Origin of the sequence: Neoalteromonas facilis (assembly GCF_002807665.1) — a bacterium.
GTDB lineage: Bacteria > Pseudomonadota > Gammaproteobacteria > Enterobacterales > Alteromonadaceae > Alteromonas_E > Alteromonas_E facilis.
This window is the reverse complement of record NZ_PEAY01000002.1, coordinates 18,694-38,177: the sequence shown is the minus strand read 5'-3', so window position 1 is coordinate 38,177 and position 19,484 is coordinate 18,694. Positions and strand designations below refer to the sequence as shown.

Annotated in this window: 14 protein-coding genes; 7 read left to right on the top strand and 7 right to left on the bottom strand. The window is 47.6% G+C overall.

From position 1 onward, the window contains the following. Nucleotides 1-5 precede the first annotated feature (5 nt). Nucleotides 6-2,696, bottom strand: a complete 2,691-nt coding sequence (locus CSH93_RS06280) for an HzsA-related protein (protein WP_240615513.1) — start codon at nt 2,694-2,696, stop codon at nt 6-8. 723 nt (nt 2,697-3,419) lie between these two features. Here CSH93_RS06280 and CSH93_RS06275 point away from each other — a divergent pair. From CSH93_RS06275 to CSH93_RS06265, 3 genes are all read left to right on the top strand, one after another. After that, entirely contained in the window at nt 3,420-4,649 is a 1,230-nt protein-coding gene (locus CSH93_RS06275; protein WP_100642392.1) for a hypothetical protein, read from the top strand. A gap of 3 nt (nt 4,650-4,652) precedes the next feature. After that, complete coding sequence (locus CSH93_RS06270; RefSeq protein WP_100642391.1) at nt 4,653-7,097, top strand: LamG domain-containing protein; 2,445 nt, start codon at nt 4,653-4,655, stop codon at nt 7,095-7,097. Nucleotides 7,098-7,184: 87 nt separating this feature from the next. After that, the gene (locus tag CSH93_RS06265) at nt 7,185-8,774 is read left to right on the top strand and encodes a general secretion pathway protein GspF (RefSeq protein ID WP_100642793.1); all 1,590 of its coding nucleotides are present in this window, start codon (nt 7,185-7,187) and stop codon (nt 8,772-8,774) included. Nucleotides 8,775-8,784: 10 nt separating this feature from the next. Here CSH93_RS06265 and CSH93_RS06260 read toward each other — a convergent pair whose 3' ends face one another. Beyond that, nucleotides 8,785-9,975 carry a helix-turn-helix domain-containing protein gene (locus CSH93_RS06260; protein ID WP_100642390.1) on the bottom strand — a complete coding sequence of 397 codons (1,191 nt, stop codon included), beginning with the start codon at nt 9,973-9,975 and terminating at the stop codon, nt 8,785-8,787. Between the two features lie 139 nt (nt 9,976-10,114). Here CSH93_RS06260 and CSH93_RS06255 point away from each other — a divergent pair, with 139 nt between their 5' ends. From CSH93_RS06255 to CSH93_RS06245, 3 genes are read left to right on the top strand one after another with little or no spacing between them, the layout of a single operon-like run. Then, complete coding sequence (locus CSH93_RS06255) at nt 10,115-11,305, top strand: hypothetical protein (protein WP_100642389.1); 1,191 nt, start codon at nt 10,115-10,117, stop codon at nt 11,303-11,305. A gap of 3 nt (nt 11,306-11,308) precedes the next feature. After that, a complete protein-coding gene (locus tag CSH93_RS06250; RefSeq protein ID WP_100642388.1) occupies nt 11,309-12,613 on the top strand; it encodes a DUF885 family protein in 1,305 nt (434 codons plus the stop codon). Then, entirely contained in the window at nt 12,610-14,625 is a 2,016-nt protein-coding gene (locus CSH93_RS06245; protein ID WP_100642387.1) for a trypsin-like peptidase domain-containing protein, read from the top strand. The genes CSH93_RS06250 and CSH93_RS06245 overlap by 4 nt, the downstream gene beginning before the upstream one ends. Before the next feature lie 8 nt (nt 14,626-14,633). Here the strand turns inward: CSH93_RS06245 and CSH93_RS06240 are convergent, their stop codons facing one another. Together CSH93_RS06240 and CSH93_RS06235 are read right to left on the bottom strand one after the other, a co-directional pair. Continuing rightward, nucleotides 14,634-14,942: a type 2 periplasmic-binding domain-containing protein gene (locus CSH93_RS06240; RefSeq protein ID WP_124748944.1), complete on the bottom strand. Its 309-nt coding sequence runs from the start codon at nt 14,940-14,942 to the stop codon at nt 14,634-14,636. Nucleotides 14,943-15,031: 89 nt separating this feature from the next. Further along, nucleotides 15,032-15,406 carry a type 2 periplasmic-binding domain-containing protein gene (locus CSH93_RS06235; protein ID WP_100642385.1) on the bottom strand — a complete coding sequence of 125 codons (375 nt, stop codon included), beginning with the start codon at nt 15,404-15,406 and terminating at the stop codon, nt 15,032-15,034. Nucleotides 15,407-15,591: 185 nt separating this feature from the next. Here CSH93_RS06235 and CSH93_RS06230 point away from each other — a divergent pair, with 185 nt between their 5' ends. Then, a complete protein-coding gene (locus CSH93_RS06230; protein WP_100642384.1) occupies nt 15,592-16,332 on the top strand; it encodes a CPBP family intramembrane glutamic endopeptidase in 741 nt (246 codons plus the stop codon). A 6-nt stretch (nt 16,333-16,338) separates the two neighbouring features. Here the strand turns inward: CSH93_RS06230 and CSH93_RS06225 are convergent, their stop codons facing one another. Genes CSH93_RS06225 through CSH93_RS06215 form a run of 3 tightly spaced genes read right to left on the bottom strand, consistent with a single transcriptional unit; the run spans nt 16,339 to nt 19,477 of the window. Beyond that, the gene (locus CSH93_RS06225; RefSeq protein WP_100642383.1) at nt 16,339-17,238 is read right to left on the bottom strand and encodes a DMT family transporter; all 900 of its coding nucleotides are present in this window, start codon (nt 17,236-17,238) and stop codon (nt 16,339-16,341) included. Beyond that, entirely contained in the window at nt 17,238-18,206 is a 969-nt protein-coding gene (locus CSH93_RS06220) for a D-2-hydroxyacid dehydrogenase (protein WP_240615512.1), read from the bottom strand. Before CSH93_RS06220 ends, CSH93_RS06225 begins: the two co-directional genes overlap by 1 nt. 8 nt (nt 18,207-18,214) lie before the next feature. Then, on the bottom strand, nt 18,215-19,477 hold the full coding sequence (locus CSH93_RS06215; protein ID WP_100642382.1) for a glutamate-5-semialdehyde dehydrogenase: 1,263 nt from the start codon (nt 19,475-19,477) through the stop codon (nt 18,215-18,217). Between the last annotated feature and the right edge of the window lie 7 nt (nt 19,478-19,484).

Genomic DNA, 19,484 nt, shown 5'->3' with positions numbered 1-19,484 from the left:
CCCTGTCAGTTTTGCGGGATAGCAAAAGGATTATTGTAGTATTGCCCACCCACATCAAGCCATTCAGCAATCAATTTCAATTCAACTGGACTCAACCAGTCTTTGTGACTCGCGTTTTGCGCGTCAAACGGCCCCCAAAAACGCCCACTGTTGCGTGCACCTTGAGTGCTCATTGAGGGCGATACCCGTATCGTTCGCGTTAGCTGAATAGGATTTCCTTCAGCATCAAGGATCAACTCACCGTCTTCATCAACCAGAAAAACAGGATCACCATTTTCATCAAACACAGGCTCTAAAATATCAACCAATACACCATCAACGACCTCTTGTTCATTGTCGTTAAAGAGTAATTCCCGATAACTGGTTAAGATACTGGGCGCATCCACTGACGTTGTAGACGTCAAATCCAATTGCGCAGCCGGAACCCGCGCATTGCCTTCATCATCTTGCGCAGAATGACAACTAACACAGGTAGTGTCTTGCAGCACATTACCTTGGCTATCCGTCACAAGACGTTCCAATTCAAACAGCGGCTGAATATGTTGTGGGTAATTAATTTCAACACGACATAGCGCCGTCCACACTTGTGCACAAGCTTGAGAAATCGGTAGCGGTGTTTGCAGTTGAGCATAAGCGGTTTCAATCAAAGGACTGAGAACGGTTGTCGCAGGGTCACTCCAAACATCCTCAAACAGCAAATCCGGCGATAAAGCCGGTAACGCCAGAACACGAGAAAATGTCTCAGCCATGGTTTCACCAAGGTCGGTGAAAAGGGCCGGATTTGCCCCTGGAAAAGCAGATCCCGAGAGAGGTGCACCCATATTTATAGAAGGTGCCTCAGCATCAAGACGCCCATGTGCCGCAGTACTTTGCGCGCTATGGCAACCGTTACAGGTTTTAACTTCGCCCGGTTTAACTTGGAGCCAATTATTATGACGCGGAGATAAACGCCTTCCCTGCTCATCTACGATGCTAAGGGCAAAGGGAACATTGGCTGGCACTTTCACTAAAACCGAACCGTCAGGTTGGATTGGGGTATAACCTAAAATCTCTCGCATCAATTGTGCTCGGCTACGACCAAAAGCACTACCAGGAAAATCCAACGTATCATCATCAGGAATTGACACCCCTTTGGTGATCCGCAAAAAGCGTTCCGCGCGCTCGTCTGCACTCACTAACGTTGGGTTCGCCACGGTTGTTATGCCCATGGGCGAATTATCTTCACCGGCAAAATCATAGATACTGCGGATGTGAATAGCTCCCATGTTTTCGTCTATCAACTCGGGCAACACCACTGTCGATTCGGGATCTGCTGGATAGGGTCTGGATTCCATCGCCACTACCTCAACATAAGCAATGCCTTCTTCGGGGATCGCAAGCGGCAGTTGTGTATTTTCCGCGGGGTCGTATAACCATAAGCCAAATAACGGTGGTGCTGGCTCTACATTAGGGTCAGTTAAGTCTACGTTTACACAAGGCACGATCTGGCGTGTAGCATCTTCAGGCTGACCTTCAGCCAATGGCAGCAGAACACGACATTGATTCCACGTGAATAAGTAACGCCCAGTGCCATCCCATAAAGGGTACAACGCATTAAACAAGCCGCCTTCTGAAAAATCGCCGGCTATATCAACATTATCAAACAAGGCGACTGATTGAGCTTGCCCTGCCGCACCGGGATTATCATAGGTCGGCACCTCATCATCGGTGTAACCTTGAATATCGATAACCGTGAAATCTTGACCTAAACGTTCGGTGTTTCTAGGTGATAGTGCTGACAGCACGCGCTCATCCGGCGTGATTTGAGTTTGTAAAAAGTCGACGTCAGTTTCGTTATATTGGTGACTATGACGGCCATACACGATAGACAAATCTGAGCCATCTGAATTGATTTGATACAGATGCATGCCTTTACTACCGGACACCTGATCCCAACGGGTAAATACAATCTTGCCATTCGGGGCGACAACGGGATCAATATCATGGCTTTGATTAAATGAGATTTGGCTTACATTCGAACCATCTGCATCCATTACATGTAAAACAGACGCCGCCACTGATAGGCTCTCTTCTAATCCTGCGTATTGAGGTTTACCTTCGTCGAGCAATATCGCCTGATTCGCCCGCTGACGGGTTGAACTAAACACAATCCGGCCATCGGGCAAATACACAGGGCCAGTATCATCACCGGCATTCGCTAGCGTGTCTGAATCAATCACACGACGGAGGCTGTCATTGGTGATGTCGTATTCCCAAATGTTCCAGGTTTCTTCTGCTTCTTGTTCAATGTCAGGCAAGCGCAAGGAAAAGAGTAAGCGCTCACCATCATAGGACGCCGAAAGATCCTTTACATCATATGCTGGGACTTCACCAGCATCTGCATCTTGCTGAGTAAAAATGCGATCGGTGATATTCACTTCCGGCGCGGAAACAGATGCTCTGGCTTTCAAAAACAGTGCCGATCCGGGCAAAAATAGTTGTGGTTGTTGCGGATTTCTCAATCCCGAAACATTGTCATCCGTGATGACATTCATATCACGCTTAATAAACGCAATGGGTACATCAACCACGACAGGATCAGGGGTTTGTTGTGTGTTCTCAGGCAATACATTTTCACCACACCCCAACAGCATAAAGCCAAGTCCTAATGACAGTGTCACTCGGCTGCTATATGTGCTGATAATCGTGAAATTCATCGCCTTCTCTCATGTATGACAGTACGTAACAACGATACCTGTGGTATCACTAGCATAACGGATCATACAATGCGTAAAAGTGTCTCAAACGGGCTACATTGCGGCACTGTTGGCAGTCTTATAATCCATTTAACACACGTATTTCATTATGCCAGATGGGCGCAAACTCCCATGAAGCCACAACCTTAACAAGTGTGTTTTTTGACCAATGTAATTAAAATCCATACCTTTCCCAATCCTCAGGGGAATATTGAAACAACACTAACCTACTGATAAATATATTTAAAAACATTGTAGGGAAATGTGATATTTCACCTTCAGGCAACAAGTGTCGGTATTTTGGTACGCAGTTTCCATACCTATTGTTTGTCAGTGTGATCAATACAAGCCCTGCTAAATAAGGCTTTCTCTGGATTTATGCCAATCCCTGCATGTGTTTTCTGATTAGGTATGGCGAATAAGCGTCTTCAATTGGAAACAAAAACCGTTGGTGGTTTGTGCTAGCAACCTATCTATTGCAGCCAAAACCAATGTAACTTTCTAATTTTTATGCTCTTTTCAAAACAGGCACAGAAAATGACTTCATCATAGACGGTACCCTTTAGGGTATGAGAATTTAGACTTAAACGCTGATTTGACGATTTATTAACCATTGATGTCTATCTACTATCAGCATTGAAGTGCGCCGTGTCGCTTATTTTACGGTGCGTTCAAGGAGATTGAATGTTGTACTCTAATCATATTGGATATCGTCTAGCGCGCGTGGGACGGGGCTTACTCTTTGCCTCTGCGGTAGTCGCATTTACCGCCAACGCAGGTCCTTTGGAGCAAAGTAAGCGAATACATGATCGCATAGCCGGTGTACCCGCTGACGAGCAAACGCTTGTTCAAATGCGCTCTCTAATAGAAGCCGGCAACGTCGAAGCTGCAGCCAATATTGCCATGCAGCACCCGGCATTCTACAACGTCACGCTCAAGCAATTTGTCACACCGTGGACAAATGAAGAATTCGATGTCTTTGCGCCATTAAATGATTACACCGCGACGGTAATAGGCATGGTCAGAGACGAAATAGATTTCCGTCAGATTTTAACTAGTGATGTACTGTATATCGGCGAGACCTCAGCTGGCATCCCAGCATATTCGCCTAGCAGTAATGCTCATTACCTCGCCTTGGAAGCGCAAGGTGTCGATTTATCAAGCGCATTAATCGCGACCACTCAATCTGCGCACTTAGGGTTACCCACAGAAGCAACGGCAGGCGTAACAACCACGCGACAAGCAGCAAAAGCGTTTTTCAAAGATGGAACCAACCGCGCAATGCTGCGTTTTACCCTTATCAACCATCTCTGCACTGACCTTGAAGGTTTAAAAGATACTACGTTACCGCCCGATCGCATTCGACAAGATCTCAGTCGCAGTCCTGGTGGCGATTCGAGGATCTTCATTAACAGCTGCGTGGGCTGCCACTCGGGTATGGACCCACTGGCACAAGCCTATGCGTACTACGAATATGATTATGATATTGATGCCGATCCTGACGGTGAAAACGGACAACTTAGCTACAACCGTGCAGGTCAAACCGATGCCCAAACAGGTCTTCGCGTACAAGCCAAGTATTGGATCAACGCGAACAACTTCCCGTTTGGTTTTGTCACGGAAGACGACCGTTGGGATAACTACTGGCGAGAAGGCATCAATCAAAATCTCGGCTGGTCGAGTCAATTGACGGGTAGCGGCTACGGCTTAAAAAGCATGGGTGAAGAGCTGGCTAATAGCCAAGCATTTGCGACTTGTCAGGTTAAAAAAGTATTCGCCAATGTGTGTTTACGGGAGCCGCAAGACAGTAACGATAGGCAAGCAATAGACGCGATTACCGCAGCCTTTCAAGACAACGGCTACAACCTGAAACACGTATTTGCGCAGACCGCCGAATACTGCATGGGAGAATAAGCGATGAAGCACATAATCCTCCTAATGACCTGTACTTTTGCGCTTATTAGTTGTGGTGGAAGTGACACGCAAGTGCAACCGACGCCACTGCCACCACCGGTAGACGATCCCGTGGTTAATTACAACGGACCTGCACCCGCTACTGATGATGTGGTGAACTTCAAGCTCAATGTGTGGGATAACCTTGCAACGCCAGACCGTTGTGGTGCTTGCCATGTTCAAGGTCAGCAGTCTCCAGCGTTTGCCCGCAACGACGATATCAACTTGGCATATGCCGACATCAACGCCTATGTAGATTTCAATCAGCCTAGCCAATCAGCACTGATTGAAAAGGTTGCCGGTGGGCACAATTGTTGGTTGGGCAGCGTGAGTGCCTGCACCGATATTATGACAACCTGGTTAACGAACTGGACAGCCCAAGATCAACAAGCAACGACGATCCAGCTGCAGCCTCCAGAATATAGAATGCCAGGTGCGAACAAGAACTTCCCTGACGATAGCAGTGGCTTCGCCACTACGGTTTACCCAATCGTGACAGAATATTGTGCGGCGTGTCACACCAGTAGCTCGGCCATTCCTATTTCACCTTACTTCGCATCTTCAGACGTTGATGAGGCCTACTTGGCATCAAAAGAAAGGATCAACCTTGACAGTCCAGCTCAGTCTCGTCTTGTCGCCCGTTTACGTGATGAGTTTCACAATTGCTGGTCAGATTGCCAGTTAAACGCGCTTGAATTAAGCGATGCTATTCAACTATTTGCTGACAGTATCGACGTTACAGCAGTGGATCCAGCTCTCGTAGTGTCTGGTGCGACAACCTTATACGAAGGTACATTAGCCAGTGGCGGCGGTCGCTTTGACACACATATGATTGGAAAATGGGAGTTTAAAACCGGCAGTGGCAACATCGCGTTCGATACAAGTGGCGTTGAACCTGCGTTGGACCTAACCCTAAGTGGAGCCTTTAACTGGGTTGGCGGTTGGGGCATACAACTCCTTGACGGCAAAGCACAAGGCGCCACGACCAACAGTAAGAAACTGCATGATCTGATCACGGCGACAGGCGAATTTTCGATTGAAGCATGGGTTGCCCCAGCAAACGTGACGCAGGAAGGTCCTGCTCGAATAGTTAGCTACTCCGGCGGACGCGACCGCCGCAATTTCACTTTAGGCCAAACCCTGTACAACTATGATGCGCTAGTTCGCACCAGTAATACCGATGCCAACGGTGAACCCGCGCTATCCACAGCGGATGCTGATGAAGACTTACAAGCCGCGTTACAACACGTCGTGTTAAGCTACGATGCGGTCGATGGTAGACAGCTGTATGTTAACGGTGTGTCCACTGATGACATTGACAATGTTGAAGCCGGCAACCTCAATGAATGGGACGACTCATTCGCTTTTGTACTCGGCAATGAAGCATCAAGCGATGTGCCATGGGCTGGCACGATACGCATGGTGGTCGTGCACAATCGCGCACTGGAACCTGCGCAAATACAGCAAAACTTTGATGTTGGCGTTGGTCAGAAATTCTTTGTGATGTTCTCCATTGCAGATGTCATCGAAGTGCCTGACACCTACATAGTGCTTGAAGCCAGCCAGTTTGATAGCTTTAGCTACTTATTTGCCCAACCTTTTGTCGTCAACTTGGGCAACCAAGAAGTGCCGAGTGCAATACCCATTGAGGGTATGCGCATAGGCGTCAACGGCCGGGAAGCTCAAGGCGGGCAAGTCTTTTCGCCGTTACGTACTCAAATAGACGGCAATGCACTGGATACAGTAGAAGGTCAATCACTGTCCCGACAAGGCACTATCATTGCGCTAGAAAAAGGTCCTGAACAAGATGAGTTTTTCCTCACATTTGACCGCTTAGGCAGTCAACAATATGTGCGCATTCCAGCCGCTGTGCCTCCCCCGCCAGAGCCCGTCGACCTGGCGCCTCAATCCGATATCGGCTTTCGTCATTTTGCCGAAATCAATGCCAGCATGGCAAACCTAACAGGTGTAGCCGCAGCTGCTCACGGTATTCCGGACACATTCACGCAATTGCGCCAGCAACTTCCAGCTGTGACAGACATAAGCAGTTTTGTTGCCTCGAATCAAATGGCAATAACGCAACTCGCCATCAAGTATTGTGATGTGTTGGTGGAAGACAGTGGCTATTCACAAGCGTTTTTTAACGGGTTTGATTTTTCAGCACCACCACAAAATGCATTTGATGCTGCCGGTCGAGACGCGTTACTCACACCACTGACAACGCGTATGGTCGGCACAGGTATTAACACTCAACCGGCAACCGAGGATGTTTTGGGCGAGTTAAATGCGCTAATTGATCGACTCACTCATTGTACACAGAACAATAGCTGTACAGCCGACACCACCAGAAACGTAGCAAAAGCCACCTGCGCCGCTGTGCTGGGTAGTGCAGCCGTAACGCTGCAGTAGACACGGGGAACAATGATGAACAAAACATATAAATCAACAACGTCTACTTGTTACAGTTTTGCGCGCCGAACTCGCCAAAAAGTAAAAATGGATTGCGCACCGCTTGATCACGACGCGCCCTTGATGCTTAACGACCATGCTCGCCCGATGACGCGTCGTGATTTTATTTCGCAAGGCTTTGCCGCCGGTATCGCCACAGTAGCAGGTAGTTCCTTATTCAGTATGTTTGCTGCACCGCGCAAGGCATACGCTGAGTTGTCGCCCGATTTGGAAACACTAAAAGCCTCTTGCGGTATTGCCACCCAAGGAGCCGGTAAAATACCTTTCATCGTATTTGATCTTGCCGGAGGTGCTAATATCGCGGGCTCTAATGTATTGATTGGAGGACAAGGCGGACAGTTAGACTTCCTCAGTACACAAGGCTACAGCCGGCAAGGTCTTCCAGGTGATATGCTACCCAGTATTGCGAATCCAACAACGGGGATCAGCGATTTCATTAACCAAGAACTAGGCTTAGCGTTTCATTCTGACAGTGCATTTTTGCGCGGTATGCTGGATAAAATCAGTATCACCAATCGCGTGAATGTTAACGGTGCTGTCATTCCTGCGCGTTCAGAAAATGATACCGGTAACAATCCACATAACCCTATGTATGGTATTTATCGAGGAGGCGCTGACGGTTCGCTATTGAGCTTAATTGGATCTCGTACCAGCGACTCAGGTGCCAACTCCATGGCCCCTTTTTCAATGATCGATCCGAATGCTCGCCCAACCAAAGTCGATAGGCCTTCTGATGTTACAGGACTTGTCGATACCGGCGATCTGGTCGGGTTATTGAGTCAGCAAGACTCAGTAGCCGTAATGGAATCCATTCAACGCATCAGTGACATGAAGTTGGGTCAAGTCGATACGCAAATAACCACCGACGATGTACTCAAAGATTTAGTCCGCTGTGGTTATGTTAAAAGTGCCGATATTACCGACCGCTTTGGCGATCCCAGCACATTGGATCCATCACTTGATCCGGTCATAGTGGGTGAACAAGGGATATTTTCGCGCGAAGAATTTGATAATGACCGCGAGTTTCAAAAGACAGCTTCTATCATGAAATTGGTTATCAATGGCTTCGCGGGTGCAGGCAGCATTACAATGGGCGGCTATGACTACCATGTAGGGAATCGTGCGACGGGTGAAATCCGAGACATTCGTGCCGGACGCTGCATGGGGGCCTGTATCGAATATGCAGCACGCATGGGGGTGCCGTTAATGATGTATGTTTACAGTGACGGTTCGGTATTCAGTAATGGCATGATTGACGACTCTGAATTTGGGCGAGGTAAAGGCGTATGGACTGGCGATAATTCCTCTACCGCAGGTTCATTCTTTTTAGTTTATAACCCCAATGGTACGCCGCAATTGATCGGGGCAACGCCAGAACAACAAGCCAAGCACCAGCAAATTGGTTTTATGCGCAGTGATGGTTCAGTGGAAACTGCTGCTACACCAGCGGCTAACAATGTGAACCTGTTGGTGGAAACGGTAATACTCAATTACCTCGCACTGCACGGGGAGCAATCAACCTTTGAACAACTCTTCCCCGCTCACGGACTTGGTAGTGCTGCTCTAATGGACTCGTTAACTGCGTTTGAACCCATAGTGAACGGTACTATCGGTTAACACATGGCGATTACCCCACTGCTGCTTGCTGTTTCTTATAGGCCGATGGGGTGGAACCCATTATCTCCTTAAACGCTTTGCTAAAGGTAACGCGGTTACTGAAGCCTGATTCAAATGCAATGCGCTCTAAAGTCCAGTTCAGCTTGTCATCGTCAATCAATTCGATGGCATGTTGCACCCTGAAAGTATTAATTAACTTATAAAAGTTGGTTTTCATGGTTTGATTGATGACTTGCGACAATGTGTGCGCTTTGATGCCAGACGCTTTGGCTAAGTCGGTTAAGCTGAGGCTGTCGTTCAAATATAACTGCTTTTGATTAATTAACTGTTCAACTTCTTTCGCCATCATTTCAGCTGCGGTGTCAGGCAAAGCTGAGTGGAAGTATTTCACATTGTCCGTTGCAGCTTGTGTGTTGGGTGCCTGTACTTGATAGTGTTGCGCTATCTTTTGCTCTTCCTGACTAAACACGAGATCAGGGCGTTGTAAGCCAATATAACCGATGCTGATCACCATGGTAGCGACAAACAATAACCACACATCGCTCACCATCGACAATGTACCGACGCCCCAAAACTGTTGCGCAACAAACAAGCTGACCCAAATAACTTCAAGCCCTAAAAAGGCGACAACAAGCCATTTAAAACTTTGCACCACATATTGGCTATTATCTGAACGCAGGTTCGAAGCCGCAGTTACGAATAAGTTGACTTTACGCCAGGCGAGAAACAGGTAAATCGAGAGGTGTATTTTAATGCTCAAAAATAGTGCCACGAAAACCAGTGGCAAAGTGCTTGGTCCCGCTTGCTCAGAGATCGTTTTCCACATTGCGATTTTGGCATCAGAGCCGACCAATACCGATGGTGTATTGTATAACCATAACGCGATTGCCGGAATAAAGTGCAAGGCCATCACGCTACGATTACGCATTGGGTTGCCCGCTAAGGTGTTAGCGTAAAACCATAGTAAAGGGCCGATCCAAAGTACCTCTCCTGGTAACAAATCCATACTATGCGACAGGTAAACATATAGACCCGTGTATAAGGCGCCGCCTTCATACAATTTATAACCAATCACTGCCGCTATAAGCGCCAGTATTCGACCCGGAGAGGTTGCAGCAGAACGCTGCCACAATGACGCGCACAGCATCAAGGCATGACTACAGGCAATAAAATAAACCAGCCCTAATAAGGTTTGATACATGGCAGCATCCAATGGTTAACGTGGGTTACAAGCATAGGTGATCGTAACGTTAACGTTGTAAATCTCAAGCGAGATTAACATGTGTTTTCGGCGTTTTACGTAATTTAGTCTGGTCTATATGAATTAGAGAGAAGATTTTATGTTTCCATTCAGCCAGCGCGCGCGAGCCATCGCAATACTCAGTTTAGCCCTAGTGTTGCCATTAAAAAGCGTCGCCACCGAACAAACAAACACCTCAAGCAATAAACTGGAACACAATGAAACCTCGTACTTTCGTCACATTATGTTTCGGGAAACTCCTTACGCGCCATACCGTGGTATTTACCCGCTGGATGAAAGCACGCCACCCAATGCTGCTCACTATCAATTCAAACAAGATAGACAAGGACGCATCACGCAAATCACTTATCAACAAAAAGACGCCTTGATCCGCGGCAATGAAGTGTGGGATTCGTTTATCTGGTTTGCACCACGGGTTGATATTGCCTATGAAGGCAATACAGAAACACATACCTATTACGACAGTGATGGGAATCGAATAGCGGCACACGGTAATGTATACACAGCGATATATGAGCTGAACAATAACAATCAACGCGTTGCGCTACGTTTCTATGATCAGCAAGGAAATGCCTCTGAAAGCGAGTGGAATATTCATCGCTATGAGTGGCGTCATGCCAATGGCAAGGTATATGAAAAGCGTCTAAATTTGAACGACGAGCAACAACCGTTACGTCCGGTGTTTACATTCTATGAAGTTGAGCTTGAATATGATCGTGATGGTAAATTAGTTTTTGTGCGTAATCTGGGCTTAACCGGTGAACCTACCAATAACGAATCCGGCGCTGGCATCGACAGGATAACCTATGACCATAACGGTAACTTTAGCCGTTGGCAGGTATACGACAAAGATGGAAAGCCTGTTGAAGGTAACCGCCCAATGGTGCACCTTGGCGAACATCTGTACGATGCCAACGGCAACAAAGTCGGCATGAGAGGCTTTGACCGCTACGGAAAACAAATCACCTTTAGCTGGGGTATCTATGAGCACGTACGCGCCTTCAATCAATATGGCAATATGGTGGAGCACGCCATGTATAACGCCGACGGCTCTCTAAGTCGACATTTGCTGATTGAATACAATCAAGCACAAACCGAAATTACCTGGTTAAAATCAATAGATGAACAGCGTCAGTTGGTAAATAGTCCCATGTTAGGTGGTGCTGCCGCATTACAGTATGAATACTCAACCGATGGTAACGTCGTCAGGCGTCCGTTCAACGCTGATATGAGTGAGTTCAATCCACCTCAGCAAGATACGTCAGAGTAAGTCATGCTAGCTCACTTTACTTTACGCGCCCTTGCCACGTGTCAGCTTGTTATTGCTGGCACAGCTTGGGCGAACGCACCCACGACAGCCGCGAATGACTTTAACGATGACCTCCTCGCTATTACGCAAAAGCTAAATCAATACCCACTGCAGCCAGTACAGTTAGACTTCGCAGAATTTCTGCAATCACTTGATCCTAAAGCCCAACATAGCATGCAAACGCTTGCTGAATTGACAGCACGAGCAGACACGCTAGAGCCACTTGATGCGTGCCAAGCGATTACCAAACAAAGTCTCGCTTTTCAGCTTAACCTGATGACAGAGCGCCGTCGTTTAACACAGTCAAAGAAGCCAGAGTATCCCGGCACCTTTAGTCAGATGCCCAGTGGATATCAATGGTATCAGCACTGGTTAGCGTCATGGTTACAGCAAAGTGTATCGTTAACAGAGTTACAAACCATGGCTCATGCGGAGCTTGAAAGTGTTGAAATGTTGCGCCAGCAACTGGAACAAAATCAGCTCCCTACAGGGGAGAACCGTGCGTATTCGAGTAAACAGCACAGCACCATCGTTCAAGCTTTTCAGCGTCGAGAAGATACCGTCAACGAACACTTAACACAGCTGTTTAACTTCGACTCACGAGTTGAACCCGTCAAGATTGCACCTTCTAACTTACCCAAAGAGTTCCCAGCGCCCGGTATATATGACCCCGCGAGTAACACCTTCATATATCACTTACAAACTGACGAATTGCCTGAAGCGCATATGGATTGGTTATTCGTGCACGAAGGCGTTCCTGGACATCACTTCCAGCATATTCTGGCCAATGAGATCGCACTGTGTCCGTCTCTTAACGGGATCCCTATGCCAATGGTTATGCGCGAAGGCTGGGCTGCATATGTTGAAACCTTAGGGACAGAAATTGGTCTATTCATTGATCAAGCAAGTTATGCATACGCGCTCGAGTGGCGAACCTTGCGTGCCTTGCGCGTTTTGATTGACATAGGTATTCACGCACACGATTGGCCCGATGAACGTGCAGAAGCGTTGTGGCAGCGTTATTTGCCTGATAACCCTAAGATAATGCGGCGAGAAATCGCGCGAGTTAAACGCTGGCCTGTACAGGCTATCACTTACGTATATGGAAAATACTTGATTGAACAAGCACTACTTAAATACGCCACGCAGCAAAATGAAAAAGCGGTGCGCAGTATTATTTTTCAATTGACCAATCACAACCCATTGGCTTTGGATTTTGTGCCTCAGTTCATAACACCAACTTCAGATAAATCGGAGACCGCTTCATGATTTCAGTGTTCAAGCGCCTATCGCTCATTGGCGCCCTTCTTCTTTTCGCAACCCCTATCCATGCTGACGACTTACCTCGCGCGGTGTTATTAGGGGTTGGTCCAGCGCAATCTGATAGTAGCGACGGAATTGCTGTGGGCCACGTTGCTCCCAATAGTACAGCTCAATCTCTGGGATTACAGGTTGGTGATCAGATTACCCATGTGAACAAGCAGTCTGTAGCACAATTTTCGGATTTGGTTGACCTGATCCAAGGCATGCATGCAGACGATCCCATAACCGTCAGCATTACGCGTGAAGACCAGACACTGCAACTAGAAGGCGTGATGCAACCTCGCCCCTACGAAGTGAGTGAGATTGCCGATGTGAGTTACGAAACAGTCGAGTTTGCAGATAACCGTCTCCGCGCAATTGTCCATACTCCTAAAGATCGTCGGGCCAACGAAGTGCTCCCTACGGTGTTTTATATCCAAGGGTACACCTGTGGTTCGATTGATTTAGGCATGACCCCTAACAGCTCATTGTCTCAGCTGGTCAATCAACTTGTAGAAGCCGGTTATATTGTATTTCGGGTAGAAAAACCGGGGGTTGGTGACAGCCTGTCACCTCGTCCTTGCAGTGCGATTGATTTTACCGAGGAATCTCAAGCCTTTGTGCATGCGCTGCGCTCTCTGAAACAACGTGAGCAAGTGGATCCTAACCGAATCTATCTATGGGGCCATTCTTTGGGTGTATTACACAGTGCGGTCATGGCTGACCAAGAGAGCGTTGCCGGGGTTGTTGGCTACGGCGGTGTGTATAAGCCTTGGTATGACTATATGCTAGACATATATTCACAACAATCGGTTAAGCATTTTAACGTGTCGACCGCACAAGCAAAGCGTAACACAGGCATTGTAAAACCGTTTCTAAATGCGTGGTTAAATACCTCTACGCCTTGGCAAGAGGTTCTCGACGATCCTGAAAATCAACCAGCACTCAACAGCGATCTATTACCCATCAATGGTGAGCAAATTTTTGACCGCCACTACAGCTTTTTTCGCAATATGAATGGGTATGATTTTCAATCGATGTGGAAGCGTATTGATGCACCTGTTCTGATGCTACATGGCTCGCTCGATATTCAAGCCATTACCGCCGACTGGGCAAGCGCTATTGCCGACGCAAACGGAAATTCCTTCAGCGATTCAAGTATCATAAAAGGCGCTGAACATGCATTTATGCGTTACGGCGACGCTCAGCAATACGCCAGTGCCAGAAGTTCAGGCCGTTTTAATCCTGGCAACGCTGGAGACCGTTATGACGCGCGTGTAGGTGAGAAGACATTAGAGTGGATTGCAACCTTACCGAAACATTCGGGCAAAAACCAACTGAGCTTCTATGACAAGGCTCACGACAAAGCATTTGTCGGCAATGGGTTTGTTATTTCACACAACGACACCTTATACGCAGTCACCGTAAAACATGCGCTGTTAGAAGCGAAAACGCCGCAGATGGAACATGTGAGTATTGAACAAGCTGTACAGCAATGGTCACTAGCGCAACATCAAGGAAGCTCAGATCCCATCGTATTGGGCAAACTGCTTAATGCTGACCCGAATGAGCCTATTGATATGTCAGTTTTACAACGTGATTGGTTAGTGTTTGAGCTAGACCAGACGCAGGCTAATACGTTCTTAAAACCGCTGACACTTCGTGAGTCGACCCTGAGCAAAAACGAGCGTTTGATCGCGATTGGCTGTACATACGCCACTCAAAATACATGTGAACAAGACACCTACGCTGGTCACTATGTTGAAACGGAGGGCAATAACCTTCGTGTTCAAATGGACAGCTTAGATCTAGCGACTCTGCGAGGTTTAAGCGGCAGCCCGGTACTTGACAGTAATGGGCAAGTCGTTGGCATTGTGTCTAATGTGTTGCGGTCTAAAACGGGTGAGGGATTTGATTTTGCGCCGGCAACCACAGACTACCTTATGCAGGTACTGAGCTCGCTTCAAGACGCCAGTTAATGACCTAACTATTTGCACCGCGGCGCCATTGGGAATGTAGGCTCAGGGCTGTAGCGGTGCAATAAATTCTGTAACTCTCCGGAATCTTTCATCGCTTTTATATATCCATCCAAAATGGGTTTAAACGATTTTAACGCCGGGCGCATCACGACGGTTAACGGCAGCACATTGGTGGCAATGGGTGACTGATAAATCGTTTTATCGCAGATATTCCGATATGCGAAAACATGAGGTGTGTTGTAGTTATTTTTCACTAAGTAATCGCATCGCCCGGCAGCCAATAACCCCGTCATTGTCTTGTCATTGTCAGAGTCCAAGCGAAAAAGATGTTCCTCTTCAAAATATTTACTCAGGCCTACATAAACAAAATTCTTACGAGTACAAATCACTGAGCCTGAAATATCATCTAATGAAAAGCCCTGCTTGAACGGTTTTGTTGCATATAGGTAGGTGTAATGAGCGGTTCACTGACGATGACTGATTCTGGCTGCAACAACCAACTCGGGTTCACCAAATACAGATCCGCTAATCCCTCGCGTAGCATTTTTTCACTGCGTAATTGGTTCGCATCCAAGTATTCCACTTTGATCCCTTCGGATTGCTCCAAGTGTTTTAGGATGTCCACAACAATCCCCGTGTAAGTGTTAGATTGAGGGTCAAGATAGAGATAGGGAAATGAACCGGGGGCGTTTACCGTCACGCGTACATGCTCAGGCACACTGGTTTCAGCCTGCGCAAAAGCAGTGAAAAGCACAAGTAAAACCCACGCGCGATATCGCATTTACACAACCTTAGCTAATGATTGCTATCATCTAAAGCCTACTCGCAAAAATCGCAAAATCAAGCCGACCTTAATAACTTGCGCGTCCTATCAGCACACTAAACATCTACTTACATAATGCATCTCGCCGCCAAACTAACACTGGTTTAGTATGTCAGCAGTCATATCGCTAAATTAAGCATTCAATGGACAGTATTCAAAGCGCCAATAATAACCACACAACATCTTCCATACCGGTAGCAATCGCATTATTTATCGCCACACTGGCAACACAACTAGCCCCGTTATTGGTTACTGAACAATCGGTATCATTGGGTCTGATGCTTGTTCAAAGTGTTGTGTTTTTATCGATACTCACCATACCGTCATTGTTCATCGGTTTTCGCTTAGGAAAGCCATTGCAACTGAGTATTGTAAATCCGACTGTCACTTCCAAAGCAGCGTTACGCGCCGCTGTTTATCGTAGCGTGTTGTACAGTGTTGTTATCGGTGTATCGCTACTGGCTTTGCGTTGGGCGGTGGTCGATCAATTGCCAGATACCATGCCAGAATACGGTTTCCGTGGCCCACTTGGTGGCTTTTTAGTTTCTCTTGGGGCAGCCGTTGGCGAAGAAGTGTTGTTTCGTTTTGGGATAATGACCTTACTGCTTTGGATTGCCGTCAAACTGTTTAAAACTAACCGAGTGACCGCACCTGTTGCCTGGACGGTTATTTTGCTAGTCGCATTTGGCTTTGACCTAGCCCATATACCGCAAGTAATTGCAAACGACGCAGCTACAAGCTTTGCCGTGTGGGCTACCATTTTGGGTAACGTCGTTGTCGGCAGCCTATACGGATGGTGCTATTGGCGTTATGGATTAGCCATTGCGATGGTCGCGCACTTTAGCGTCGACATTGTGTTACACGTATTGCCTGCGCTTTTTTAATATGATTTAGTTCGCGCTGGGCTCTATGCGCAAAAGCTTGTTCATTTTGCCCATCGCGATGGCGTTACCAATCAATACGAATACAACGCCACCCGCTGCGATAAAGGTCCATTGATAACCTTCAAATAAAGTAGACAAACCCAACGCCACGATGGGATATACCAACACTACGTAGGTCGCTTTGTCTGATCCAACGCGCTGCAATAACTTCATGTAAGCGCCAAACGCTAACACTGACCCAAACACGGCTAAATACAGTAATGCCAAATAAAAATCGGTGTCCCCTGGCAGGCTATACGACACTGACGTCACTAAACCAAAACCGTAGATGAAAATTAAGCCGTACCCCATGGCATAGAAGTTCATTTGCAGCACCGGCGTGCCTTCATCAAGAATGCTCTCTGAAATAATGTTGCCAATCGCGGCACAAATAAAACTCACCAAAGCGAAAAACAAGCCCAAACCTAGGCCTTGTTCTAATGTCATCGACTGGAATTCTGGCGCGAAGATCATAGCGATACCAACCAAGCCTAAACTTGCACCAATCAACACTTCCATTCGCACTGGCTTGCGCAGTAATACCCGACGAAATAAAACCGTGAAATAAATAACGCTCGAACTCAGTACAGCCAATAACGCACTAACCATATATTGTTGCGCCGCATACAAGAAACTGTAATCCAAGGTATATAAGAATAAGCCGACCATTCCGGCTTTTAAGTGGCTCGATGCCGGCATTTTGAAGCTACGCCGGCGGATCAGTATCCATGCTCCCAATACAAACACCGCAATACTAAATCGCCAGGCCACAGCCACTACCGGATCAACATGACCCACTTGAAACGTTATGGCAATCCAAGTGGAGCCCCAAATAAACACACACGCGACAAATAAGAAAAGATTCACTACGCCATCCGTTGAGAAATGAAATGTTGTACATGTTGCATTGCTTGGTCAAAGAGGCGTTGTCGAGATTCGCGCGCGGCCCAAGCGATATGCGGCGTCACAATAAGGTTTGGTAGCGCTTCTTGCAACATTATATGTGTGCTATCGGGCGGTTCTTGGCTGAGCACATCCACCGCAGCCCCAGCTAACGCGCCTCGCTTTAGCGCTTCGACAAGAGCCGGTTCATCTATTAAGCCACCGCGAGCGGTATTGATAAGGAAGGCTGAGGGTCTCATCAGTGCAAGTCGAGTTTTATCAATTAGCTTCTCCGTCTCTGCTGACAAAGCGCAGTGCAAACTGACAAAATCAGCCTGCGCCAGCCCCTCATCTAAGGGGACACGGCTCTCATTGTACTCACTCGCATGAACGCCAGGTCGCCTTGCTAGCATGACATTCATATCAAATGCATGCGCCAGTTTTGCAACAGCTTTACCTAAGGTGCCATACCCAACAAGCAGTAGGGTTTTACCGGCGAGTTCGCTGATAGGGTAATCCATCAAACAAAACTGCGGTGAACGAGACCATGCACCTAAACTCACATCACGCTGATAATCGCGTACAGAGGTTGCCAGCATCAACATCAACAACAAGGTGTGTTGAGCCACACTGGGAGTACCATAACCACTGACATTGGTCAGGGTGATACCCCGCTGACGGCAAGCGTCATGATCTACGTTATTCATACCCGTCGCCAACACACCGATGTATTCCAACGCACTCGCATTGGCAATATGCTGGGCGTCGAGAACAACTTTGTTGGTCAACACAATATGGGCATCTACTATTCGTTGTGCGGTATGTTCTGGCGCTGTTGCCGCGTGCACGTGCCAGTCAATATTCGTCATGTCAGCTAATGCCGAAATATCCAAAGAGGCAGGATCCAGTGAGTCCATATCGAGAATCACTCCCCGCATAGGTTTATTTACCATGGAACACTCTACTCACGCACACTGCCGTCACCTATTACGACAAATTTTTCAGTGGTTAGGCTATCTGCGCCCATTGGCCCGTATGCATGCAACTTGCTGGTCGATATACCAATCTCAGCACCTAACCCAAGCTCACCGCCATCGGAAAAACGTGATGAAGCATTGACCATCACCACTGCCGAATCAATCTTACGCACAAACTGTTGTGCACGAGTAAAGTGCTCGGTCACAATCACTTCTGTGTGCCCTGAGCCATAGCGGCGTATGTGTTGAATGGCAGCATCCATTCCATCAACCACCCGCACGGCGATTTCTAACGCTAAATATTCAGCAAACCAATCATCTTCTGTCGCCGCCAACGCATCACTGAAATACCCTATCGAGGCCTCACAAGCGTGAACCTTAACGCCATGTGCCTGGAGCATTTTTGCGACTTGTGGCAGAAACTCATCTGCAATTGCACGGTCGACCAGCAAGGTTTCAAGTGCGTTGCACACACCCACACGCTGAGTCTTGCCGTTTTCCAGAATACGCAACGCTTTCTCTAGATCAGCCGCCTCATCTACGAATAAGTGGCAAACACCATTAAAATGCTGGATAACCGGAATGCGACTATGCTCAGAAACAAAGCGTATAAGCCCTTCACCGCCACGTGGAATGACCAAATCGATATCTTCGTTTAGGGTCAGCAATGTGTTCATAATGGCGCGATCAGGATCAGGTATAACCGTTACCGCCGCGGTGTTGAGTTGGTGTGACTCAAGAGCTGAGTGAAAGCACTTTGCAAGCGCCAAGTTGGATTGCAACGCTTCTTTGCCACCACGCAATATCACGCTGTTGCCCGCTTTAAAACACAAAGCCGCGGCATCAATAGTCACGTTGGGGCGAGATTCATAAATCATCGCAATCACGCCCAATGGGATACGCATCTTAGCTACCTGAATACCGCTCGGCATGGTTTGGCTGGCGCTCATCCGCCCGACAGGGTCCGGCTGAGCCGCGATAGTCTCAACGGCTTCAGCCAATGCTTGAATGCGCGCCTCATCTAGCATCAAACGGTCACACATCGCCTCACTCAAACCATTCGTTTTGGCGTTGTGCATATCCACTGCATTGGCTGTTACGATTTCTGTTGTTTGTGCGCGCAACTGCTGAGCGACTGAAAGCAGCACGGCCTGCTTTTGCTTGTGTGACAGCTCTGAAACTTCTGGTGCCGCACGTTTAGCGTCTTTGGCTGCAGCTTCAATTGAGAATTCAGTGGCGGTCGTCATGCTATCT

What these genes read in the sequence shown, in the direction of transcription:
- CSH93_RS06280 (WP_240615513.1), bottom strand. Translation starts at nt 2,696, where the DNA reads ATGAATTTCACGATTATCAGCACATATAGCAGCCGAGTGACACTGTCA.
- CSH93_RS06275 (WP_100642392.1), top strand. Translation starts at nt 3,420, where the DNA reads ATGTTGTACTCTAATCATATTGGATATCGTCTAGCGCGCGTGGGACGG.
- CSH93_RS06270 (WP_100642391.1), top strand. Translation starts at nt 4,653, where the DNA reads ATGAAGCACATAATCCTCCTAATGACCTGTACTTTTGCGCTTATTAGT.
- CSH93_RS06265 (WP_100642793.1), top strand. Translation starts at nt 7,185, where the DNA reads ATGGATTGCGCACCGCTTGATCACGACGCGCCCTTGATGCTTAACGAC.
- CSH93_RS06260 (WP_100642390.1), bottom strand. Translation starts at nt 9,975, where the DNA reads ATGTATCAAACCTTATTAGGGCTGGTTTATTTTATTGCCTGTAGTCAT.
- CSH93_RS06255 (WP_100642389.1), top strand. Translation starts at nt 10,115, where the DNA reads ATGTTTCCATTCAGCCAGCGCGCGCGAGCCATCGCAATACTCAGTTTA.
- CSH93_RS06250 (WP_100642388.1), top strand. Translation starts at nt 11,309, where the DNA reads ATGCTAGCTCACTTTACTTTACGCGCCCTTGCCACGTGTCAGCTTGTT.
- CSH93_RS06245 (WP_100642387.1), top strand. Translation starts at nt 12,610, where the DNA reads ATGATTTCAGTGTTCAAGCGCCTATCGCTCATTGGCGCCCTTCTTCTT.
- CSH93_RS06235 (WP_100642385.1), bottom strand. Translation starts at nt 15,406, where the DNA reads ATGCGATATCGCGCGTGGGTTTTACTTGTGCTTTTCACTGCTTTTGCG.
- CSH93_RS06230 (WP_100642384.1), top strand. Translation starts at nt 15,592, where the DNA reads ATGGACAGTATTCAAAGCGCCAATAATAACCACACAACATCTTCCATA.
- CSH93_RS06220 (WP_240615512.1), bottom strand. Translation starts at nt 18,206, where the DNA reads ATGGTAAATAAACCTATGCGGGGAGTGATTCTCGATATGGACTCACTG.
- CSH93_RS06215 (WP_100642382.1), bottom strand. Translation starts at nt 19,477, where the DNA reads ATGACGACCGCCACTGAATTCTCAATTGAAGCTGCAGCCAAAGACGCT.